Genomic DNA, 22570 nt, shown 5'->3' with positions numbered 1-22570 from the left:
TGAGCATGATCGAGGTAAGGGGCCTGACCAAGCGGTACGGGCCCGACACCGTGGTGGACGACCTGTCGTTCACCGTCGAGGCCGGCCAGGTGACCGGCTTCCTCGGCCCGAACGGGGCCGGCAAGTCCACCACCCTGCGGATGATCGTCGGGCTGGCCGCGCCGGACCGGGGATCGGTCACCATCGGTGGGCGCCGCTACACGGAGCTTCCGGTGCCGCTGCTCGAGGTCGGCGCGCTGCTCGACGCCGGAGCCGTGCACGGTGGCCGTACGGCGCACGACCACCTGCTCGCGCTGGCCGTCAGCAACGGGCTGCCCCGGCGGCGGGTGGGCGAGGTGCTGGCCCGCACCGGGCTCGAACGCGTGGCCGGCAAGCGCGCGGGCGGCTTCTCGCTGGGCATGCGGCAACGGCTCGGCATCGCGGCGGCGTTGCTCGGCGACCCGAAGGTGCTGATCTTCGACGAGCCGGTGAACGGACTCGACCCCGAGGGCATCCGCTGGGCGCGCGACCTGATGCGGTCGCTCGCGGCGGAGGGCCGCGCCGTGCTGGTCTCCAGCCACCTGATGAGCGAGATGGCGCGGACCGCCGACCGCCTGGTCGTCATCGGCCGGGGGCGGCTCGTGGCCGACGCCGCCGTCAGCGAGCTGACCGGGGCGAGCGGCGAGGGCACCGTACTGGTCCGCGCGGACGACCCGGCCGTCTTCGCCCGGCGCCTGTCGGCGGCCGGGGCCGGCGTCCAGGAGGGTCTCGAGGCGTCACTGGTGGTGTCCGGGATGAGCGCCGGTGACATCGGTCGGCTGGCCGCGTTCCACGGGGTCGTGCTGAGCGAGCTCACCCCGCGGCGGGCCTCGCTCGAGGACGTCTTCATGGAGCTCACCCGCGACAGCGTCGACTATCAGGGGGTGGCGGCGTGAACGCGCTGCGCGCCGAATGGGTCAAGCTGCGCGGCCTGCGCTCCACCTGGTACACGCTGGCCTGCCTGTTCGCCGTCGGGCTGGGTATCACCGCCCTGGCCGCCAACGGCGCCGGCCGCACCTGGGAGACCGCCACCGAGGCCGACCGGCTGGCCTGGGACCCGACCGGGCACAGCCTCACCTCGTACATCGTCGCTCAGCTGATCATCGGGGTGCTGGGCATCCTCGTGGTCACCTCGGAGTTCGCGACCGGGCTGATGCGCACGACGCTGACGGCGGCGCCCCGGCGCGGTCGGGTGCTGGCGGCCAAGGTGGCGCTGGCCGCGGTCGTCGCCGTGGTGGCGGGCGAGGCGCTGATGTTCGCCGCCTTCCTCCTCGGGCAGCCGCTGCTGGCCCGGCAGGGCGTGCCGAGCGCGGAGCTCGGCGACAGCGGGGTGCTCTCCGCGGTGTTCGCCGGTGGCCTCTATCTGGCCGCGATCGCGTTGCTGGCCGTCGGGCTCGGCACGATCATGCGGGCCACGGCCGGGGCGCTGGCCACGCTGGTCGGCGTCATCCTGTTGGTGCCGGCGCTGGCCGGTCTGTTCCCGTCGTGGATGCAAGGCCTCTTCGACTTCTGGCCGACCATCGGCGGGGCGGCCGCCCTCGGCACGGTCGCCGACCCGGACTATCCGCACCCCTGGATGAATCTCGGCGGCATGTGCCTCGGTGTCGCGGCGGTGCTGGCCGTCGCGTTCGTGGTCTTCCGACGGCGCGACGTCTGATGGCCGTCGCCGGGCGTTCGTAGGCTGGCCGTCATGACGGAACGGTTGCTGGTGGTGGACGACGAGGCCACCGTGCGGGAACTGCTCTCGGCGACGCTGCGGTTCGCCGGCTTCCGGGTCGACTCGGCGGGCACGGCGGCCGAGGCGATGGCCTCGGCCGCCGGCGACCCACCCGATCTCGTGCTGCTCGACGTCGGCCTGCCGGACATGGACGGCTTCGAGGTGGTACGGCGTCTGCGCGAGCAACGCACGCAAGGGCGCGCCGGCCCGGTGCCCGTGCTCTTCCTGACCGCCCGCGACGGGCAGGCCGACAAAGTGACGGGGCTGTCGCTCGGCGCCGACGACTACGTGACCAAGCCGTTCGACCTCGAGGAGCTGATCGCCCGGATCCGGGCCATCCTGCGCCGCACCTCCGGTCACCACGCCGGCCTGCTGACGGTCGGCCCGCTCGCTCTCGACGCCGAGGGTCATCAGGTGACCCGGGACGGGCGGCCGGTGCGCGTCTCGCCCACCGAGTTCCGGCTGCTGCGCTACCTCATGGAGAACGCCGGCCGGGTGGTGACCAAGGCACAGATCCTGGAACGGGTGTGGCACTTCGACTTCGGCGGCGACGCCAGCATCGTGGACACCTACATCTCCTATCTGCGGCGCAAGGTCGACACGGCCGATCCCCGGCTCATCCAGACCGTCCACGGTGTCGGCTACGTCATGCGCGGGCCGCGCCCATGAGCCTGCGCGTCCGGCTGCTGCTGATCACCGCGGCCCTGTTGCTGGCCGGGCTGGGCCTGGCCGGCACGGTCGTCGCCGACCGGCTCGAGCACTACCAGCTGGAACGCCTCGACACCCAGCTGGCCTCCCTCACCACGCTGATCGCGCGGGTGCCGGCGGACCGGCCCCGATCGGCGAGCGCCGCCGCCGAGGCCGGTGTTCTCGACCCCGCCCTCGACCTGATCGGCGCCCCGTATCTGGTCTATCTCGACGCGGACGGCGGCGTGGCCGAGGGAATCCTCTCCTCCCGGCAGGACCGGGCCGGGCTGCCGCCGGTGGCCGACCTGCGGGCCATTCCGGCCGACGGCTCCGGGGTCTTCCTGCGCGCGGCCGACGGCTCGGGACGCTGGCGGGCGGTCGCGGCCCGCGCGGTCCCGGGTGACGCGACGGTGGTCGCCGCGACGCCGATGGCCCAGGCCGACGCCACCGTCGCCCAGCTGCGGACGACCAGCCTCGCCAGCGGCGGCGTGCTGCTCGTCCTGCTGACCGGGCTCGGCTGGTTCGCCCTGGGCCGGGGACTGCGGCCGCTGCGCACGATCGAGCGCACGGCCGCCGCGATCGCCGCCGGCGACCTTTCCTCGCGGGTGCCGGCCATCGCGCCGCCGGCCACCGAGATCGGGCACCTCGCGGGCTCGCTGAACACGATGCTGGGCCAGCTCGAGACGGCGTTCGCCGGGCGGGCCGCCTCCGAGGCGCGGATGCGGACCTTCGTGTCGGACGTCAGCCACGAGCTGCGGACCCCGCTGTTCGTCATCAAGGGCTCGGCCGACCTGCACCGGATGGGCGCCGTGACCACACCGGCCGAGGTCGACGAGGCGATGCGCCGCATCGGCCGCGAGGCGGCCCGGCTCACCGCGCTCACCGAGGACCTGCTGCTGCTGGCCCGGCTCGACGACGCCCCCGAGGGACGGCTCGACCGGGGACCGATGGACCTGCGCACGCTGGCCACCGACGCCCGGCACGACGTGCGGGCCCTCGACCCGTCGCGGCCGGTCGAGGTGACCGGGCCCGGCGGCGACGGCCCACCCGGCCCGGCTCCGGTCGACGCCGACGAGGCCCGCCTGCGGCAGGTGGTGGCCAACCTGGTCGGCAACGCGATCGCGCACACCCCGCCCGGCACCGCCGTCCGGATCGGCGTCGGCACGGTCGGCGGGCAGGCGGTGCTGGAGGTGGCGGACAGCGGGCCCGGGATGACGGCCGTCCAGGCCGGGCGGGTCTTCGACCGCTTCTACCGCACGGACCGGTCACGCACCCGGGCCGGCGGCGCCAGCGCCGGTCTGGGTCTCGCCATCGCCCGCTCCCTGGCCCGGGCCCACGGCGGCGACATCGAGCTGACGACCGCCGCCGGCGCGGGCGCCCGCTTCCGTCTGGTGCTTCCGGTGAGCCTTTAACCGGGCCTTATCCGCGCTCGGCCACCGTGTCCGCGTGGAACTTGTGAAAGACGTACTCGTCGCGCCAGACGTCGCCGTGCCGGTCCGCCGGCCGTGGCGTTCGGCGTCGCTGGCGGCGCTCGCGGTGTGGTCGGCCACGGCCGTCGTCCATCTCGTGGTGGGCGCGCTCGCCTGGCTGACCTACCAGGGCGACGGCCCCGCTCCCGATCTGTGGTCGATCGTCCTGGCCTGGAACGGGTGGGACGCCGGGCACTACGTGCGGATCGCCGAGAGCGGCTATCACCTGGGCCCGGGCTTCCCGGCCTTCTTCCCGCTGTACCCGATGCTGATCCACCTGTTCGGCGGCGGTCCGGCCGCCGCGCTCTTCGTGGCCAACGCGGCCGCGTTCGGCGCCCTGGTCCTGCTCTACCGGCTGGCCGACTACGAGTTCGGGCCGCGGGTGGCACAGCGGGCCGCCTGGTATCTCGCCGTCTTCCCGATGGGGTTCTTCCTGTTCATCGGCTACAACGAGTCGCTGTTCCTGCTGCTCGTGGTCGGGGCGCTGTACGCCGCGCGGCGCGGGCACTGGTGGCTGGCGGGCACCCTGGGCGCCTTCTCGTCGGCCACCCGGCTGTTCGGGGTGCTGCTGATCGCCCCGCTGGCCGTCGAATATCTTCGCCAGACGAAGTGGCGGCTCCGCACCGACGTGCTCGGGGTGGCCCTCGTGCCGTTGGGAGTGGTCGGCTACAGCGTCTACTGCTGGATCGAGCTGGGCAGCCCGGTCCAGTTCAGCATCGCCCAGGACGAATGGGGCCGGAGGTACACGGTCCCGGGGGAGGCGTGGCTCATCTCGGTCCGGCAGATCGCCGGGCCGCTGGACAAGGCCACCATCAGCGCCGTTCTGGACGCCGGCACGGTCCTGGTCGCGGTGGTGCTGCTGATCCTCTGCCTGAAAGGCCCGTTCAAGTTCCGCCGTGACCAGATCTACCTGGTCGTGCAGGGCGGGATCACCCTCGTCATGCTGATGTCGACCGAGGTCGGCGGCCGCTCGATGCAGTCGGCGGCGCGGTACGCGATGGAGGCGGTGGCGATCTTCCTGGTGCTGGCCCGGATGGGCGCCAACCAGGTGGCCGACCGCACGGTCCTGGTGGTCGGCGCGGCCCTGCACGCGGTCTTCCTGGTGATCTTCATGACCGGGACGTTCCTGGTGGCGTGACCTTATCGGGACCTTATACGGATCATGGCAGCATGGCCGGCGTGCGAGTTCTGGTGGCGGACGACGAGCGGTTGCTGGCCGAGACGATCGCCGTGGGCCTGCGGCGCGCGGCCATGGCGGTCGACATCGCCTACGACGGCGCGGAGGCGATGGAGAAGATCGGGATCAACCGGTACGACGTGGCGGTGCTCGACCGGGACATGCCCGGGGCGACCGGCGACGACGTCTGCCGCTGGATCGCCGAGCAGCGGCTCGCCACCCGGGTGCTGCTGCTCACCGCCGCCTGCGGCATCTACGACCGGGTCGAGGGTCTCGGCCTGGGCGCCGACGACTATCTGACCAAACCGTTCGCCTTCGCCGAGCTGGTGGCCCGGGTGCAGGCGCTGGCCCGGCGCACGGCCCCGGCCCTGCCGCCGGTGCTGGAGCGCGACGGCGTCGAGCTCGACGTGGCGACCCGCACCGCGAGCCGCGACGGGCGGCCGCTGGCGCTGACCCACAAGGAGTTCGGCGTCCTGCACACCCTCATGCGGGCCCAGGGCCAGGCCGTCACCACCGAGGACCTGCTGGAGCAGGTCTGGGACGAGCACGCCGACCCGTTCAGCAACGTCGTGCGGGTGACCGTCTCCACGCTGCGCCGCAAGCTCGGCGAGCCGCAGGTCGTGCAGACGGTGCCGCGGGCCGGCTACCGCGTCGGGCTGCGCTGATGGGACTGCGCGCGCGGCTGGCGGTCGCGGTGTTCGCCACCGTCACCTTCGTCTTCGTCGCCTTGTTCGTCTATACGCAGCTGCCGTGGAGTCCGCCGTACTATTCGCCCTGTTTCGAAGGCGACGTCGACGGCATGGCGTGCCGGATCACCCGCAAGATCCCGATCGACAACCTGCCGCAGTACGGGATCGTGCTGGCGGCGACGCTACTGATCGTGCCGCTGCTGGTGTGGTGGGTCCTCACGCCCGTACGCCGGATGCTGCCGGTCATCACCCAGGTCGGCCCGCAGAACCTCGGACACCGGATCCGGCCCGGCCGGGGCCGCGACGAGATCAAGCGGCTGGGCCGGGCGCTCGACACGATGATGGACGGCATCGCCGCCGGGTACGAGGGCCAGCGCAGTTTCGCCGCGAACGCCTCGCACGAGCTGCGCACCCCGCTCGCCCTGCAGCGCGCGCTGATCGAGGTCGGCCTGGCCGAGCCGCTGACGTCGGAGCAGTCGGCGCTGCTCGCGACCCAGCTGCTGGAGACCAACGCCCGCAACGAGCGCCTGATCGAGGGCCTGCTGGTGCTCAGCCAGGCCGATCAGGGCCTGCGGACGCGGACACCGCAGAGCCTCGACGGCATCGCCGCCGGTGTCGTCGAGGCGCACACCCGGGCTGCCGAGGACGCCGATGTCAAGATCAAGATCGAGACGAGCCCGTACGAGGTCGAGGGCGATGCCGTGCTTCTGGAGCGGCTCATCCGCAACCTCGTCCACAATGCGATCAAGTACAACCGGCCCGGCGGCACTGTCACGGTGACCGTCGGCGCCGGCCTGATCGTGGAGAACACCGGCCCGGTGGTGCCGGTCGAGGAGGTGGCCCGGCTGTTCGAGCCCTTCACCCGGCTCGCCACCGGGCGCATCGACCACAGCGGCGGCAGCGGGCTCGGTCTGGCCATCGCCCGGTCGATCGTGCGGGCCCACGACGGCACGATCACGGCCACCGCGCTGGACGACGGCGGCCTGCGGGTCGCCGTCAGCCTGCGGCGACCGGCGTGATGGCGCCGAGAGGGCCGGGACGCCCGTACAGGAAGCCCTGGCCGACCTGACATCCCAGCTCGGCCAGCATGGCCGCCTGGGCCGGGTCCTCGATGCCCTCGGCCACGGCGGTGAGCCCGAGCGCGCCGAACAGCTGCCACAGCGTGCCGAGGATGTGGACGGCGGCCGGATCGCGGGCGATGTCCTGGACGTACGTCCGGTCGATCTTGACGATGTCGGCCGGGAACCGGTGCAGGTAGCGCAGCGAGGCGTATCCGGTGCCGAAGTCGTCGATCGCGATCCGGATGCCGAACTCGCGCAGGCGCCGCAGCGTGCCGATCACCTCGGACTCGTCGGCCAGCGCGTTCTCGGTCACCTCGAGCACCAGCTGCCCCGGCCGCAGACCGGCCTCGGCCAGGGTCGCGATGACCTTCGACGGGAACGAGGCGTCGAGCATCTGCGAGGGCGACACGTTCACCGACAGATACGCCGTCCGCGACCCCGGCCACGAGGCGAACTCCGTGCACGCCCGGCGCAGCACGAGCAGGCCGAGCTCGCCGATCAGCCCGGCCCGCTCGGCGACCGGCACGAACACGTCCGGCGTGACCGGGCCGAGCCGCGGGTGCCGCCAGCGGGCCAGCGCCTCGACACCGGCCACGCGGCCGCCGTCGAGCGCGACGATCGGCTGGAAGGCGACGTGCAGCTCCCGGTCGGCCAGCGCCTGCCGGAGGTCGGCCCGCCACATGACCTCCTGGTCGAAACCCTGCCGCATCGAGGGCTCGAACATCGCGTACGCGTTCTTGCCCTGCGCCTTGGCCGCGTACATGGCCAGGTCGACGTTCTTGCGCAGGTCCTCCGACCCGGCCCGGCCGTCGGAGACCGCGAGGCCGACGCTCGCGCCCAGGCGTACCGTGCGGGCGCCGATTTCGACCGGCTCGTGCAGCATCCCGAGCAGCGACTCGGCCTGCCCCGGCAGGCCGTGGACGCGCAAGGTGAGCACGGCGAACTCGTCGCCGCCGAACCGGGCGATGGTGTCGGGCGCGGCGAAGCAGGCCCGCAGGCGCTCGCCGACCGCGCGCAGCACGACGTCGCCGGCGTCGTGCCCGAGCGAGTCGTTGATCATCTTGAAGTCGTCGAGGTCGAGATAGACGATCGCGACCGGCTGCCCGGCGGCCAGCGCGCCCTCCAGCTTCTCCAGGAACAGCGCGCGGTTGCCGAGCCCGGTCAGCGGATCGTGGTAGGCCTGGTGCCGCAGCCGGCGGGTCAGCGTCGAGTTGTGCAGCAGCGTCGACAGCTGCCGCAGCAGGACCAGCAGGAGCCCGATCATCAGCGGCACCGCCTCGGCCGCGTCGACCCGGACACCGGCCAGCGTCTGACCGGCCACCACGAGCGCGGCCAGTCCGAACGGGACGTACGGCAGGGCGGTCTGCCAGCGGGCCGGCATTCCGGTGTGGTCGAACTTCATGGGCCACCGGGTCGCCAGCCGGCCGGCCGCGGCGCAGGCGGCGAATGCGACGAACCAGCCGGCGTCCGAGTCCTGCCCGGTGGTGTACGTGCCGGCCGAGGTGTCCAGGGCGAACAGCACGTCGCTGACGGTCATCCCGGCCAGGCCCAGGAGCAGCAGCAGGCCGACGCCGCGGCTGTCGCGGCGGGTGCGGGCGGCCAGCAGCACGGCGACCGTGGCCAGCACGATGTCACAGACCGGATAGGCCATCGACACGGCGAACGCGAGCACCGAGTCGGCGCCGGTCTCCCACACCTCGCGGACCGTCAGGGACCAGCCGATCACGAACAGGGCGCAGCCGACGATGAGGCCGTCGAGCAGCACGGTCACCCGGGACCCGATCGACGTCCATCCGGCGATCAGCCACAGCCCGGCCGTGGCCAGCAGCGGGAACAGCAGATAGCCGATGTCGGCCAGGGACGGGAACAGCACCTCGGCGTGCACGACGAGTTCGTTCCACGACCAGTAGAAGTTGCCGACACCCCAGCTCAGGCTCCCGGCCGCGAGCAGGCGCCAGCCGAGACGGGCGCTTCCCTCCACCCGGCGGGCGGCGGTGACACAGGGGATGGCGCCCAGACAGGCCAGAAGACTACTGCCCAATTGCGTGTACGGCGCGGCGGCCGTCCCGGACAGCAGGAAGATCGGCACTCCGGCCGCGAGGCACCATGCGACCAGCACGGCCACATGTCGTTGCTGACTCGTCACCACAGACCGACAGGCCGTACGCACGAATTCACGCGGCGCAGTCTCACACGCTCCCATGCCTCGTTCAAGCCGTCGCGCGGATCAACCTTTGACGGCGCCGGTCAGGCCGCCGACGATGCGCCGCTCGAAGAGGCTGAAGAACAGCAGGGCCGGAATCATCGACAAGGACGTGAAGGCCAGAACCTTCGCGGTGTCGACCGAATATTGCGAGGAGAACGCCTGCACGCCCAGCGGCAGGGTGAAGCTGTCCTGGTCGTTGAGGATGAACAGCGGCAGCAGATAGCTGTTCCAGCTGCCGATGAAGGCCAGGATCCCGGTGGTGATCAGGCCGGGCACGGAGAGCGGCAGGACCATCCGCCAGAAGAAGCCGAGGCGGCCGCAGCGGTCGATGGCCGCGGCCTCCTCGATCTCCTTGGGGATGGCCCGCAGGAACGGGACCAGGATGATGATGGTGGTGGGCAGGCCGAAGGCGATCTGCGGGAGGATGACGCCGGGCAGCGTGTTCACCAGGCCGAGGTTCTTCACCAGGATGTAGAGCGGCGTGATGGCGACCGTGACCGGGAACATCAGACCGGCCGCGAACAGGGCGTACAGCGCGCCCCGCCCGCGGAACCGGTAGCGGGCCAGCACGTAGCTCGCCATCACGCCCAGCGTGACCACGCCGACCGTGGTGGCCGTGGCCGCGATCGTCGAGTTGCCGACCTGGCGCCAGAAGGTGTCGCTGGTCAGCACGCCGGTGTAGTTGCCGAACGCCCACGGGTCGGGCAGCCCCGCGGGGTCGGTCGTGATCTGCGAGTTGGTGCGGAAGCCGCCGAGGATGATGTAGACGACCGGGCCGAGCATGAGGCCGATCAGCGCGAGCGCGGCGGCGTAGACGGCCGGGTTGCGGGTGCTCATGGCTACCGCCCTTCGGTGAGCGCGCCCTCGGTGTCCCGGCGCAGAACGAAACGCTGGTAGACGAGCGCGATGAGCATGGAGATGACGAAGATGACGACGGCCACGGCGTTGCCGTAGCCGTAGTTGGCCGCGTTCCGTCCCTCGACGACCATGTAGGTGGCCATGGTCGAGGTGCCGGCGGTCGAGGCGACGTACTGGCCCCAGATGATGTAGACCAGGTCGAACAGCTGCAGGGCGCCGATGATCGACAGGAAGGCCCAGATCCTGATGGTCGGGCCGAGCAGCGGCAGGGTGATGTGCCGCTGGACCTGCCAGTAGGTGGCGCCGTCGACGGCGGCCGCCTCGGCCAGCTCCTCGGGGATGTTCTGCATGCCGGCCAGGAACAGGATCACCGCGAACCCGACGTACTTCCACGTCAGGATCAGCATCAGCGTCCAGATGGCCAGGCTGGGGTTGGCCAGCCAGTCGGCGGCCAGGCCGCCCAGGCCCACCGACCGCAGGACGTCGTTCACCGCGCCGTTGGTCTGCAGCAGCAGGGCCCAGGCGGTGCCGACGATCACCTCGGCGATGACGTACGGGACGAAGATGAGCACCCGGATCGCCGACTGGCCGCGCATCCGCTGGTTGAGCAGCAGGGCGAGCCCGAGGGCGATCGGGCCCTGCAGGACCAGCGACAGCACGACGATCTGGCCGTTGTGCCACAGCGCCTCGTGGAACGCCTTGTCCTGAAGGATGGTGACGTAGTTGTCGAGGCCGACGAAGTCGGTCGGCGGCCCGAAGCCCTTCCACCGGTAGAAGCCGTAGTACGCGGCCATCACGATCGGGAAGATCACGAAGCCGGCGAACATCAGGACGGCCGGGCCGGACAGGGCCACGATCTCCAGCCGCTGGGCCCAGCCGATGCCACGCCGGCGGGGCCGGACCGGCGGTGGCGCCTGCACGCCACCACCGGTCCGGGCCTCGGTGACCGTCACGCTCAGCCCTTCTTGGCCGCGTCGTTGACGGCCTGGATGATCCCGGCGACGTCGCCCTTGCCGGCGAGCAGGTTCACCACGCCGACGTTCAGGGCGTTGCCGACGTTCTGGCCGTACACGGTGTCGAGCCACTGCGAGACGTACGGAGCCTTGTTGTAGGCGTCCAGGACGGCCTTGAGGTAGTCCTCGGTGACCGCGCCCTGGGCCTGCTTGTTCATGGGCAGCGAGTTGAAGGCCTTGTAGTAGCCCTCCTGCACGTCCTTGGTGAGGATGTAGTTGAGGAAGTCGGCGCACTCCTTCGGCGCCTGGGCCGAGCAGGAGTACCCGTCGGCGCCGCCCATGATCGCGCCCGGGTCGCCCTGCCCGCCGGAGACCGCCGGGAACGGGAAGAACCCCAGATCGGGCAGGGGCTTGGTGTCCTTGGTGAGCGAGGCGATGACGCCCGGGTCCCAGGCGCCCATCAGCTCCATGCCGGCCTTGTGGTTGGCGATCAGGCCGGCCGAGCTGCCCGCGCCCTGCTGGGCCGAGGTGGTGAGGAAGCCGTCGTTGAACGGCTTGGTGTCGGCGAAGGTCTTGAGGTCCTGACCGGCCTTGGTCCAGCACGGGTCGCCGAAGTTCTTGTCCTTGGCGGCGGCGTCGAGCGAGGCCTGCGAGCAGGCGCGCAGCGCGAAGAAGTAGTACCAGTGCGCGGCCGGCCAGGCGTCCTTGCCGCCGAGGGCGATCGGCGTGCCGTTGGCCTTGAGCTTGGCCGCCGCCGCGTTGAGCTCCTCCATCGTGGCCGGCGGGGCGGCGATGCCGGACTTGGCGAACAGGTCCTTGCTGTACCAGAAACCACCGGGGAGGATCGACACCGGCACGGCGTACGACTTGCCGTCGACCTGCCCGGTCTTGAGGGCGGCGTCGCCCACCGCCTGCTTCGTCTCGGCCGTGATGTCGCCGGTGATGTCCTTGAGCTGGCCCGCCTCGACCATCGCGGCCATCTTCCCGCCGCCGCGCTGCAGGAAGATGTCGGGCGCCGAGCCGGAGTTGAGCGAGGTCTGGAGCTTGCCGTCCAGGTCCTCGTTCTGGATCGACTGAATCTTGATCTTGACGTTCGGGTGGGCGTTCTGGAAATCGGCCACCGTCTTGTCCCAGAAGGCCTTGCCGGGCCCGGTCGTGGCGTTGTGCCAGAACTGCATCGTGACGTCGCCGCCCGAGTCCGGGCCGTCGTCGTCACCTCCACAGGCGGCCAGGCCGGCGGTGCTCAGCGCCAGCGCGGCGGCCACAGCGAAAATCCTCTTAACTGCCAAGGCGATCACCTCTCATGTGTCGGGGTCGGTGCGGTAGACGGCTCGGTCGAAGTCGGCGTGAACACCGTCGGCGCCCAGGTCCTGGACCCAGAGCCCGACCATGGCGCCGGTGAAGCCCCAGGCCTCGGGTTCGCCGGGGACGATCGTGGCGGCGTACTCGTCGGACAGCGTGGTGGCGTCGAAGCCGGGCCCGAGGTCGCGCCAACCGGTCTCGGCGCCGGGGGTCGTCGTGAAGGCGAAACTCAGGTCCGGGCCGTCCAGGCGAAGGCGCAGGCCCACCCGCCGAACGTCGCCGAGCGGGGCCGACGCGCCCGGCACGGCCGTGACGCGCCCGCTGTCGCAGCGGAGCACGCCGATCACGGCCGCGCCGTCGTCGTCGGCGGTCAGGTGCAGGTAGTACCAGTTCCGGGAGTTGTAGTACGCCGTGATGCCGGCCAGCTGCCGGAAGTCGGCGGGCTCGAACTCGCAGACCGCCTCGAAGACGCACCGCCGCGCCGTCACCCGGCGGGCCACCAGGCTCGGCCGGAGCCGGGCCATCGGTGACTGGCCGCCCCGGATCCGCAGGTGCGAGGGGCGGGCCGACAGGTCGATCCAGTCGGCCGTGGCCGGGCGGCGCAGCGTCGACCAGTTGGCGCCGAGCTCCGGAGCGTCGAAGTGGTCGTCCTCGAACTGCTCGGAGGAGGGCGGTCCAGGTGTCGCGGCCGTGCCGGCGGGCGCCGGGGTCAGCTCGGCCGGCACGCCGTCGTGGACGCGCGGCCAGCCGCCGTCCGGCCACTCCACCTTCTGCAGGGCGGTCTCCCGGCCGAGGACGCATCGCCCGTAGGGCGTGTAGGGCCGGGCGACCAGATGGGCCAGGTACCACTCGCCGGCCGGGGTCCGCACGAGACTGCCGTGGCCGGCCTTCTGCAGAGCCAGCTCGGGGCGCCCGGCCGAGGTCAGCAGGGGACCGCGCGGGTCCACTTCGTACCCGCCGAACAGCTGCCGGGACCGGGCGACGGTCACCTGGTGCTCCCAGCTGGTGCCGCCCTCGGCGGTGATCAGGTAGTACCAGCCGTCCCGGCGGTGGACGAGGGGCGCCTCAGTGAGGCCGGCGCCGGTGCCCGAGAAGATCAGGCGGGCCGGTCCGGTCAGGCGGCGCCGGAGGTGGTCGTACTGCTGGATCTCGATGCCGGCGAAGCGGTTGCGACCGGGCCGCCAGTCGGCCCGCATGGAGAGCATCCAGGTGGTGCCGTCGTCGTCGTGGAACAGCGACGCGTCGAACCCGCGGCCGTGCAGGGCGACCGGGTCCGACCACGGACCGGCCATGCTCGGCGCGGTCACCAGATAGTTCCGCGGGTCCCAGTAGCCGCCGGCGAACGTGGCCACGTCGGCGTAGAGCAGATGGAACAGGCCGTTGGCGTACGTGAGATTGGGCGCCCAGATCCCGCACGAGTCGGCGGCGCCGGTGAGGTCGAGCAGCCGCCGCTCGGTCAGGATGCCGCCGAGCGGCCGCCAGTGGACGAGGTCGGTCGAGTGGTGCACCCGGACGCCGGGGTACCACTCGAACGTCGACGTGGCGATGTAGTAGTCGGAGCCGACCCGCAGGATCGACGGATCGGGGTGGAACCCGGGCAGCACGGGGTTCCGGATGAGGGGGTGGTCCGTGCTGCCGCCACCCGAGGTGGCGGCAGCGGACTTGGCGATCGTCATGTCAGCTCAGGGCGAACCGCTGGTTGGCCTGCCCGTTGCAGTCGTAGATCTGGATCTGCTGGCCGTTCCCGGTGCCCCAGACGTCCAGGCACCGTCCGGACTGGACGCCGGTGATGGTGCCGTTGGAGTTGACGTTCCACTGCTGGTTGGCCTGCCCGTTGCAGCTGTAGATCTGCACGGCCGAGCCGTTGCCCGAGCCGGCCGCGTCCAGGCACCTCGAGCCGTACACGGTCAGCTGTCTGCTCGAGGTCAGGGTCCAGGTCTGGTTGGCCTGGCCGTTGCAGTCGTAGAGCTGCACCCGGGTGCCGTTGTTCTGCGAGGCGCCCGGCACGTCGACGCAGCGGCCGGACTGCGCGCCGACGATCCGGTTGGACCCGGTCGGCGGAGGCGTCGTGGTCGGCGGAGGCGTGGTCGTGGGCGGTGTCGTCGGGCCGGCGGAGTTAAGGGCGTTCAGCACCGAGGTGTAGGCGGCCTTCTTGTTGCCGGAGTTGTCGAACAGCAGCGGGCTCTCGCCGGAGCGCCAGGAGTCGCTGTCCCGCACGCCCCAGACGGTGATGCCGATGCAGCGGGCGACGTTGAGACAGGCCTGGGTGAGCCCGGCGTACTGGGAGGTCGAGGCGTTGGTGACGTCGACCTCGGTCAGTGCCACGTCGACGCCCAGCGCCGCGAAGCTCGACAGCGTGGTCGGGAAGTTGCCCGGCAGCGAGCTGCCGCCGGTGAAGTGGGTCTGCAGGCCCACGCAGTCGATCGGCACGCCGCGCGACTTGAAGTCCCGGATCATGTTGTAGACGCCCTGCGTCTTGCCGTACGACCAGTTCTCGATGTTGTAGTCGTTGTAGCAGAGCTTGACCGACGGGTCGGCGGCGCGCGCGGTGCGGAACGCCACCTCGATCCAGTCGTTGCCGGTGCCCTGGAGGTTGGAGGACCGCCGGCTGCCGTCCTCGTTGAACGCCTCGTTGACGACGTCCCAGGCGGCGAGCTTGCCCTTGTAGTGGCCCATCACACCGTTGATGTGGTCGATCATCGCCTGGCGCAGGCTGCTGCCACTGAGGCTCTGCATCCAGCCCGGCTGCTGGGCGTGCCAGGCCAGGGTGTGGCCGCGGACCTTCAGGCCCCGCTGGGTGGCCCAGTTGTAGATCTGGTCGCCGGCGCTGAAGCTGAACTGGCCCCGCTGCGGCTGGGTCGCGTCCGGCTTCATCTCGTTCTCGGCCGTGATCATGTTGAACTCGCGCCCGGCGATGGTGGTGTAGGCCGAATTGCCGAGCCGGCTGGCGGCGATCGCCGTGCCGAAATAGCGGCCCGACTGAGCGGCCGCGGCGCCGAGGGTGCTTTCCGCCGCGTCGGCGTTCGGCATCACCATCATCACGCCGGCGGCGGCGACGGTGGCGGCGGCGGTGCTGATCAGCAGCCGGATCCGGGGGGACCTGGGGGGACGGGTGGTCACGGAGGCTCCTCTCTCGAGGGTCGCGTCGCGCCGGTCGATCACCGCGCACGGAGCGGCGGGGGAGCCGGTGGATCGTGGAACGACGAAGCTCAATGTCCGGTCATGCTGGCACGGGAAACGCCGGGGAAACAATAGTTTCCGGAAACATCCCGGAAGTTTGTGGAGCATTTGAAACGTTCTACCAGGCAATTTGCGCAGCTGGGGTCCGACGAGGCGGTCATGGCGGGGTTACGTGATCCGAAAGTTCCGAAGCCCTCGACCATCGTGGTGGAGATCGGATAACACCTTTTCGCTTGGTTTCTTTCCACCGGGCAGCGGCATAGGGTGGCCTCGCTATGGAACTGACGAGTGCGAATATGGCCGAGCTCGTCACCGCCGCCCGCAACGGTGACGGCCGGGCCCTGCAGCGGCTGATCGCCGACCACCTTCCGCTGGTCTACAACCTCGTCAGCGCGGCGATGGACGACCCGGCGGACGTCGACGACGTCGTGCAGGACACGATGCTGCGGGCCGTGCGCGAGCTGCCGGGGCTGCGTGCCCCGGGCAGCTTCCGGGCCTGGCTGGCCGTGATCGCGGTCCGTCAGGTCGGCACCCACCGGCAGCAGCGCCGGGCCGCCGGTCGCCGGCTCCGGCCGCTCGTGGAGGCCGCCGGCCGGGCCGACCCGGGTGCCGAGATCGAGGACGTGACCGCCCTGCGCGGCGAGCTCAGCGACCAGCGCCGCCAGGTGGCCGAGGCGACGCGCTGGCTCGACCCCGACGACCGCCGGCTGCTGTCGCTGTGGTGGCAGGAGGTCGCCGGCCGGTTGTCCCGGGCCGAGCTCGCGGAGGCCGCCGGCGTCAGCGTCGCGCACGCGGGCGTGCGCGTGCAGCGCACCCGGGAGCAGCTCGACCTCGCCCGGGCCGTGGTCGCGGCGCTCGCGGCCCGGCCGGGCTGCTCGCGCCTGGCCGCGGAGACGGCCGACTGGGACGGGCGGCCGAGCCCGCTCTGGCGCAAGCGCATCGCCCGGCATGTCCGCGGGTGCCGCGCCTGCACGGCGGCCGGTGACGGGCAACTGCCGGCCGACAAGCTGCTGGCGACCCTGCCCACCCTCGCGGTGCCGGCCGGCCTCGCCCACGCCGTCATCGGCCCGATCACCGCCGCCCCCGTCACGGCCACCGGCGTCGCGGCGGTCGCGGGTGGCGGGGCGGCGGCGGTGGCCGGTGGCGGTGCTGCTGCGGTGGCCGGTGGCGGTGCCGCGGCGGTGGCCGGCGGCGGTGCTGCTGCGGTCGCGGGCGGCGGGGCCGCGGCGGTCGGTGGCAAAGTGATCGCCGGGATCGTCGCCGGTGTCGCCGCCGTGGCCGTCACCGTCCCGCTGGTCGTGTCCGGGCCGCGGGATTCCGGCCCCATCGCGGCGCCCGCCGCCCCGGCCACCTCGGCGGCGCTCTTCAGCACCCCGGCGCCCGTTCCGCGCCCCACCAGCCCGCGCCCGCCGGTGGCGCCGGCGGCCGCCGTACCCCTCGGCCCGCTCTCGCTCGAATGGTCCGGCGGCGGTTATCTCAGCCGTGGCGCCGATACCGACGCCGTCGTCGTTGCCGCCGCGGGCAGCGCCGAGAGCCGGCGCCGCGCGACCTTCACCGCCGTGAACGGCCTGTCCGACCCCACGTGCGTCTCGTTCCGCACCGACGACGGCCGCTATTTGCGGCACTACGAGCTCCGCGGATACGTCGCCCCGTTCGACTACAGCCAGATCTTCCGGGAGGACGCCACCTACTGCCCCCTGCCGGGTGCGACGGCGGGCTCGGTGTCGTTGCAGTCCTTCAACTACCGCGATTTCCGCCTGCGGTGGACGGGCTCCGTGTTCGGCATCGGATATCTCAAGGCCACCGCCGAGTTCGGCGCCGAGAGCTCGTTCCGCGTGCGCCCGGCCCTGGCCGCCCGGTGAGGGGCGGCCAGGACCGGGTGCGGTGCGATCAGCGCTGGCGGGTCAGCAGGCCCGGCCGATAGGGCAGCAGCCCGTAGTCGCCGCCCGAGCTGGGGGAGCGGCCCTGATAGAGCAGTTGCAGGTTGCACGGGTCGACGGTCATCGTCTGGTCGGCGCTGACCCGCACCAGCTCACCGTGGCTGATGTCGTTGGTCCAGGTGGCGCCGCTGTTGGCCTTGCCCGCGAACGGGTTGCCCTCGGTGGCGGCGTTCGGGGTCCACGAGCCGCCCAGGCTGGTGGCCGTGAACGAGCGGAAGTAGCGGCCGTTGGCGCCGATCGCCTCGACGATCATCAGGTACTGGTTCTGGCCCTGCACCTTGTAGACCTGCGGCGCCTCGAACAGGTTGTTCGTCGAGTCGCTCATGATGGTCGTGTACGAGGAGCCGAAGTTGCCGGGGAAGTTTCCGATCGGCATGGACGCCCGGTAGATCTTGCCGTTGTCACCGGCGAAGAACAGGTACATGTTCGTGCCGTCGCCGATCAGGGTCTGGTCGATCGGCCCGGTGCCGGAGCCGGTGATGCTGCCGGTGAACAGGGGCTGCGGCGCCGACCATCCGTTGGGGTTGGTCGGGTCGCTGGAGGTCCGGTAGATGAACGGCCACGAGCCCCACTGATAGGCGAGCACCCAGATGTTCTTGGGGGCGAAGTAGAACAGGGTCGGCGCGACGGTGGCCGACGACATGGCGTTCTGCGAGGCCGAGCCCATGTCGGACCAGTTCGTGAACAGGCCGAAGTTCATCGAGCCCCACGTCGTGCCGGTGTCGTGCGTGGTGGCGTACACCAGCTGCCGTCCGTTGTAGGGGACGGTCGTGAAGTCCTTGAGCGAGACCCAGCCCGACCGCGGCTGCGCCAGGGCGCCGGTCGAGCTCCAGCGGTACGAGGACGGCAGCGTGCACGACCCGGACGGCGGTGGTGTGGTCGGGTTCGAGCCGCCGACGCGGGCCAGCTGCCACTGCTGGTTGGTGCCGTTCCAATCGGCGTACTGGACGACGTTGCCGCCGTCGGCGGTCGAGGCGCCCTGCACCTCGAGGGCCTTGCCGCTGTTGCGGTTGATCAGCTGGATATAGCCGTCGACGTCCTGGACGCTGAACTGCTGGTTGGTGGTGTTGTTGTCGGTCCACTGCACGATGGCACCGCCGTCGGCGGTGGAGAAGTTGTAGACGTCGAGGACCTTGCCGGACAGGCGGGACTTGAGCCGGTAGTTGCCGCCGCCGGAGTCGACGAACTGCCATTGCTGCTGGTTGCCGTCGTTGCGGGTCCACTGGGTGATGCGGGCGCCGTCATTGGTGGCCAGGTTGTAGACGTCGAGCGCCTTGCCGCTGTTGCGGTTGACCAGCACGTACCAGGCGCTGGTGTCGATGGTCGCGGCTGACGCGGCGGGCGCGTTCACCACCGCGAGCACTCCACCGGCCAGCGCGGTCGCGGTGGCGGTGAGGACGGTCAGCCATCGGGATCTCTTCACATCGGTTCCTTAGGGGTGTGTGGGGGATGGGGTCACGGCGCCGTCAGGTCGAACCGGTTCACGGTGACCGAGCCGCCGAGAGCGCTTGTGGCGTAGTTGAAGAGGCCGAAGCGGTAACCCATGAAGAACTGCCAGTCGTTGGTCATGGCGAACGCCGGCCCCAGCGTGGTGAACGTGCTGCCGTTGGTGCTGTACGAGAACGTCGCCGTGCGCCCGGATCCGGGCCGGATGTCGGCGGTGACCCGCAGCCAGACCGTGCCGCCGGAGACGGTGGCGCCGGCGGCCTCGGTTCCGGTGCCGGTCGTGGCCCACCCGCCGGTGGACATGGTCAGGCCGTTGGTCATCGAGACGCGGGTGGCGCCGTTGTCCTTGCGCACGCCGATCCAGGCCGAGCGGTCGCGCAGCATGGCCAGCCCGGCCCGGTCGCCGTTGGCCATCGACGCGTAGTTCAGCTGAATCGTGGCCGTCGAGGTGGGGCCCTGGATCCGGTGGGTGAGCGTGTTCCGGGCGTTGTAGAGGTCGTTGGTGACGGTCGCGGTGGACAGGCGCAGCCCGTTGCCGACGGCGAACCTCGACGTGTCGGGGTTGTGGTTCCACTCCCACCGCGGGGCGAGGGCCGAGCCGGTGAACGTGTCCGGTCCGGTCATCGGCTGCACGGTCCTGGTCGTGCTGATGGCCGGCTTCGGATAGGTGGCGCCCCAGCGGCCGTTGACGGTCTGCAGTACCGGCCAGCCGTCGCCGCTCCACGTGATCGGGGCCAGCGTCGGCATCCGGCCGCCCGGATAGGCGTCGGTGAACGCCATGTACCACCAGTCGCCGTTCGGGGTCTGCACGAGGCCGCCCTGGTGCGGGACCCCGCCGCCGGAGATCGGGCCGGGCAGGTCAAGAAGGACCTGGCGTTGCTCGTACGGCCCCCACGGGCTGGCCGAGCGCAGCACGTACTGCCCGTTGGCGGGGCGGGTCAGCCAGATGTAGTAGTAGTTGCCCCGCTTGTACATGCGGGCGCCTTCGAGCGTGCCGATGTTCGACGGCGTCGTGTAGACGGTCTGCGACCGCACCTCGGAGCTCAGATCGGCCGAGAGCTGGGCGACGCTGATCGTGCCGTTGCCGTAGGCGATGTACGGGGTCGCGCCGTCGAAGAGCAGGCCGGCGTCGTAGTAGCACTTGTTGATCCGGGCTCTCTTGGCCCAGCCGTCGCCGGCCGCCGCCGAGGCGTACACATAGGTGCGGTTGAACTCGGTGCACCCGAGCCAGTAATACGTCGCGTCGCTCGGCCGGTAGTTGAAGGCGGAGGCCCAGATTCCCTTGACGTACGCCCGTGCGCCGCTCAGATCGTAGGCGGCGGAGTCGAAGTCGAGTCTCGGTACGGAGTGGCCCGCGAACTCCCAGTTGACCAGGTCGTACGAGCGCAGGAGGGGCGCACCCGGGGAGTAGTGCATGGTCGAGGCGGAGTAGTAGTACGCGTCGCCGACCCGGATGATGTCCCCGTCGGCGAAGTCCTGCCAGACGACCGGGTTGGCGAAGGTGCCGCCGCCGGCCGACACGGGCACGAGCTGCCACTGCTGGTTGGTGCCGTTCCAGTCGGCGTACTGGACGATATTGCCGCCGTCAGCGGTCGAGGCGCCCTGTACTTCGAGGGCCTTGCCGCTGTTGCGGTTGATCAGCCGGACGTAGCCGCCTTCCGAGTCAGCCAGCCGGAACTGCTGGTTGGTGGTGTTGTTGTCGGTCCACTGGACGATGGCGGCGCCGTCGGCGGTCGAGTTGCCGCTGACGTCCAGGACCTTGCCGGACAGCCGGGACTTGAGCCGGTAGTTGCCGCCGCCGGAGTCGGCGAACTGCCATTGCTGCTGGTTGCCGTCGTTGCGGGTCCACTGGGTGATGCGGGCGCCGTCATTGGTGGCCAGGTTGTAGACGTCGAGCGCCTTGCCGCTGTTGCGGTTGACCAGCACGTACCAGGCGTTCGTGTCGATCGTGGCGGCCGACGCGGCCGGAACACCTAGGACGACACCGGCCAGGACGACACCGGCCAGGAGAGCCACCGCGACAATCCACCGCATGCTTCCTCCAGCAGGAAGTGAACGTTAACATACGTACCCGTAAGGGGCCTTGCATTGGATTTCGTCAATGTTGCCACGACGTAAAGCGGTCATGCAACGAGGTGAATAGGCCGACTACAACGGCGGTCGCGGCATAACACTTCTTGAGGCTTGTTTCGTCAGAAATGCTCTGGCAATCTCTGGCGTTAACGTTCTCATATCAAGGAGCGGTGACCATGAGGCGTCTGAGGACCGCGCTGGTCGCGGGCATGCTGTTGCTGACCGGGGCCCTGACGGCCGTACCGCGATCCGCCGCGCACGCGCTCGACAACGGCGTGGGCCGGACCCCGCCGATGGGCTGGAACAGCTGGAACACCTTCAGCTGCGGCATCAGCGAGTCGCTGATCCGGGGGATGGCCGACAGCATGGTCAGCAGCGGCATGCGCGACGCCGGCTATCAGTACGTCGTGGTCGACGACTGCTGGATGAACCCGAACCGCGACGCGAGCGGCAACCTCCAGGCGGACCCGGCCCGTTTCCCCAGCGGCATGCGGGCGCTCGGCGACTACATCCACGGCAAAGGCCTGAAGTTCGGCATCTACCAGGCGCCGCTGGACAAGACCTGCGCGCAGTACTTCGGCTCCTATCCGGGAGCCACCGGCAGTCAGGGTCACGAGGCGCAGGACGCCCGGCAGTTCGCCGCCTGGGGCGTCGACTATCTCAAGTACGACTGGTGCTCGCCCACCGGGACCATCGACCAGCAGGTCGCCACCTTCGCCAGGATGCGCGACGCGCTGGCCGCCACCGGACGGCCGATCCTCTACAGCATCAACTCCAACAGCATCCACGCCAAGACCGGGCCGCAGCGCGACTGGGGCGACGTGGCGAACATCTGGCGCACCACCGAGGACATCCAGCTCGCCTGGGACACCGTTCAGACCAACGGATATCCGATGGGCGTCAAGAACATCGTCGACGTCACCGTTCCGCTGTCCGGCTACGCGCGGCCGGGCGCCTTCAACGACCCGGACATGATGGAGGTCGGCCGCGGCACGCTGAGCGACGCCGAGCAGCGATCGCACTTCGCGCTGTGGGCGATGATGGCCGCCCCGCTGATCGCCGGCAACGACCTCCGCGGGATGAGCGCGGCCACCCAGACGATCCTGAAGAACCCCCGCCTGATCGCGATCAACCAGGACACCCTGGGCCGCCAGGCGGTGTCGGTGGCCGCCGACGGCAACCAGCGGGTGCTGGCCAAGCGACTCTCCAACGACGACGTGGCGGTGGCGCTGTTCAACCAGTCGGGCTCGACCCGGACGATCTCCACCACGGCCGCGGCGATCGGCAAGGCCGGCTCGTCGTTCACCCTCGTCGACGCCTGGACCGGCGCCACGACGACCACCAGCGGCACGATCAGCGCCAGCGTGCCCTCGCACGCCACTGTCGTCTACCGGGTGAGCGGCGGCACCACCCCGGCGTCGACCGCCCTGGTCAGCGCGGCCTCCGGCCGTTGCCTGGACGTTCCCAACGGCGCCACCGCCAACGGCACCCAGCCGGTCATCTGGGACTGCAACCGGGCCGCCAACCAGCAGTGGACCGTATCCGGCTCGACCCTGCGCTCGCTCGGCAAGTGCCTGGACGCCCCGATCGGCGCCACCGCCGGCGCGAGGGTCCAGCTGTGGGACTGCAACGGTGGTGCCAACCAGCAATGGGCGCTCAACGCCGACGGCACCGTCCGGGCCACCCTGTCCGGCCTCTGCCTCGACGTCGACCGCAACCTCACCGCCAACGGAACCCTCACCCTGCTGTGGACCTGCACCGCAGCCCCCAACCAGCGCTGGTCACGGTCGTGAC

17 protein-coding genes are annotated in these 22570 nt (G+C 71.0%); 9 read left to right on the top strand and 8 right to left on the bottom strand.

Features of this window, described 5'->3' with window-relative positions; genetic code table 11:
• The first annotated feature begins 5 nt into the window (after positions 1 to 5).
• From ACQP2X_RS35095 to ACQP2X_RS35065, 7 genes are read left to right on the top strand one after another with little or no spacing between them, the layout of a single operon-like run.
• Entirely contained in the window at positions 6 to 914 is a 909-nt protein-coding gene (locus ACQP2X_RS35095; RefSeq protein ID WP_498701108.1) for an ABC transporter ATP-binding protein, read from the top strand.
• Positions 911 to 1675 (top strand): ABC transporter permease, encoded by a 765-nt coding sequence (locus ACQP2X_RS35090; protein ID WP_498689289.1) that lies wholly within the window; start codon positions 911 to 913, stop codon positions 1673 to 1675. The genes ACQP2X_RS35095 and ACQP2X_RS35090 overlap by 4 nt, the downstream gene beginning before the upstream one ends.
• Before the next feature lie 33 nt (positions 1676 to 1708).
• Complete coding sequence (locus ACQP2X_RS35085; protein WP_498689287.1) at positions 1709 to 2404, top strand: response regulator transcription factor; 696 nt, start codon at positions 1709 to 1711, stop codon at positions 2402 to 2404.
• Positions 2401 to 3834 carry a sensor histidine kinase gene (locus tag ACQP2X_RS35080; RefSeq protein ID WP_498689285.1) on the top strand — a complete coding sequence of 478 codons (1434 nt, stop codon included), beginning with the start codon at positions 2401 to 2403 and terminating at the stop codon, positions 3832 to 3834. The genes ACQP2X_RS35085 and ACQP2X_RS35080 overlap by 4 nt, the downstream gene beginning before the upstream one ends.
• Positions 3835 to 3868: 34 nt before the next feature.
• Entirely contained in the window at positions 3869 to 5029 is a 1161-nt protein-coding gene (locus tag ACQP2X_RS35075; protein WP_498689283.1) for a mannosyltransferase family protein, read from the top strand.
• Positions 5030 to 5070: 41 nt separating this feature from the next.
• Positions 5071 to 5733 carry a response regulator transcription factor gene (locus ACQP2X_RS35070; protein ID WP_498689280.1) on the top strand — a complete coding sequence of 221 codons (663 nt, stop codon included), beginning with the start codon at positions 5071 to 5073 and terminating at the stop codon, positions 5731 to 5733.
• On the top strand, positions 5733 to 6776 hold the full coding sequence (locus tag ACQP2X_RS35065) for a sensor histidine kinase (protein WP_498689278.1): 1044 nt from the start codon (positions 5733 to 5735) through the stop codon (positions 6774 to 6776). Before ACQP2X_RS35070 ends, ACQP2X_RS35065 begins: the two co-directional genes overlap by 1 nt.
• Here the strand turns inward: ACQP2X_RS35065 and ACQP2X_RS35060 are convergent.
• The 6 genes from ACQP2X_RS35060 to ACQP2X_RS35035 form a co-directional block, all read right to left on the bottom strand.
• A complete protein-coding gene (locus tag ACQP2X_RS35060; protein WP_498689277.1) occupies positions 6754 to 8937 on the bottom strand; it encodes a putative bifunctional diguanylate cyclase/phosphodiesterase in 2184 nt (727 codons plus the stop codon). The two genes, ACQP2X_RS35065 and ACQP2X_RS35060, sit on opposite strands and share 23 nt — an antisense overlap.
• Positions 8938 to 9045: 108 nt before the next feature.
• Positions 9046 to 9861 (bottom strand): carbohydrate ABC transporter permease, encoded by an 816-nt coding sequence (locus tag ACQP2X_RS35055; protein WP_498689276.1) that lies wholly within the window; start codon positions 9859 to 9861, stop codon positions 9046 to 9048.
• A gap of 2 nt (positions 9862 to 9863) precedes the next feature.
• Entirely contained in the window at positions 9864 to 10835 is a 972-nt protein-coding gene (locus ACQP2X_RS35050) for a carbohydrate ABC transporter permease (protein WP_498689273.1), read from the bottom strand.
• A gap of 2 nt (positions 10836 to 10837) precedes the next feature.
• Positions 10838 to 12100, bottom strand: a complete 1263-nt coding sequence (locus tag ACQP2X_RS35045) for an ABC transporter substrate-binding protein (RefSeq protein WP_498689271.1) — start codon at positions 12098 to 12100, stop codon at positions 10838 to 10840.
• Positions 12101 to 12136: 36 nt separating this feature from the next.
• The gene (locus ACQP2X_RS35040) at positions 12137 to 13813 is read right to left on the bottom strand and encodes a glycoside hydrolase family 43 protein (protein ID WP_498689267.1); all 1677 of its coding nucleotides are present in this window, start codon (positions 13811 to 13813) and stop codon (positions 12137 to 12139) included.
• Position 13814: 1 nt separating this feature from the next.
• Positions 13815 to 15257, bottom strand: coding sequence for an endo-1,4-beta-xylanase (locus ACQP2X_RS35035; protein WP_498689264.1), 1443 nt, complete (start codon positions 15255 to 15257; stop codon positions 13815 to 13817).
• Between the two features lie 335 nt (positions 15258 to 15592).
• Between ACQP2X_RS35035 and ACQP2X_RS35030 the strand changes: the two genes are divergently transcribed.
• A complete protein-coding gene (locus ACQP2X_RS35030) occupies positions 15593 to 17179 on the top strand; it encodes a sigma-70 family RNA polymerase sigma factor (RefSeq protein WP_498689261.1) in 1587 nt (528 codons plus the stop codon).
• Between the two features lie 28 nt (positions 17180 to 17207).
• On the opposite strand, the gene ACQP2X_RS35025 is transcribed toward ACQP2X_RS35030, so the two are convergent.
• Both ACQP2X_RS35025 and ACQP2X_RS35020 read right to left on the bottom strand, forming a co-directional pair.
• Positions 17208 to 18680, bottom strand: a complete 1473-nt coding sequence (locus ACQP2X_RS35025; RefSeq protein WP_498689260.1) for a non-reducing end alpha-L-arabinofuranosidase family hydrolase — start codon at positions 18678 to 18680, stop codon at positions 17208 to 17210.
• A 32-nt stretch (positions 18681 to 18712) separates the two neighbouring features.
• Positions 18713 to 20737, bottom strand: coding sequence for an RICIN domain-containing protein (locus tag ACQP2X_RS35020; protein ID WP_498689258.1), 2025 nt, complete (start codon positions 20735 to 20737; stop codon positions 18713 to 18715).
• Positions 20738 to 20952: 215 nt separating this feature from the next.
• On the opposite strand from ACQP2X_RS35020, the gene ACQP2X_RS35015 reads away from it, so the two are divergent.
• Positions 20953 to 22569 carry a glycoside hydrolase family 27 protein gene (locus ACQP2X_RS35015; RefSeq protein WP_498689256.1) on the top strand — a complete coding sequence of 539 codons (1617 nt, stop codon included), beginning with the start codon at positions 20953 to 20955 and terminating at the stop codon, positions 22567 to 22569.
• The last annotated feature ends 1 nt before the right edge of the window (position 22570 follow it).

It is taken from the genome of Actinoplanes sp. CA-131856 (genome assembly GCF_050956135.1).
Lineage (GTDB): Bacteria > Actinomycetota > Actinomycetes > Mycobacteriales > Micromonosporaceae > Actinoplanes.
This window is presented reverse-complemented; position numbering and strand designations above follow the sequence as displayed.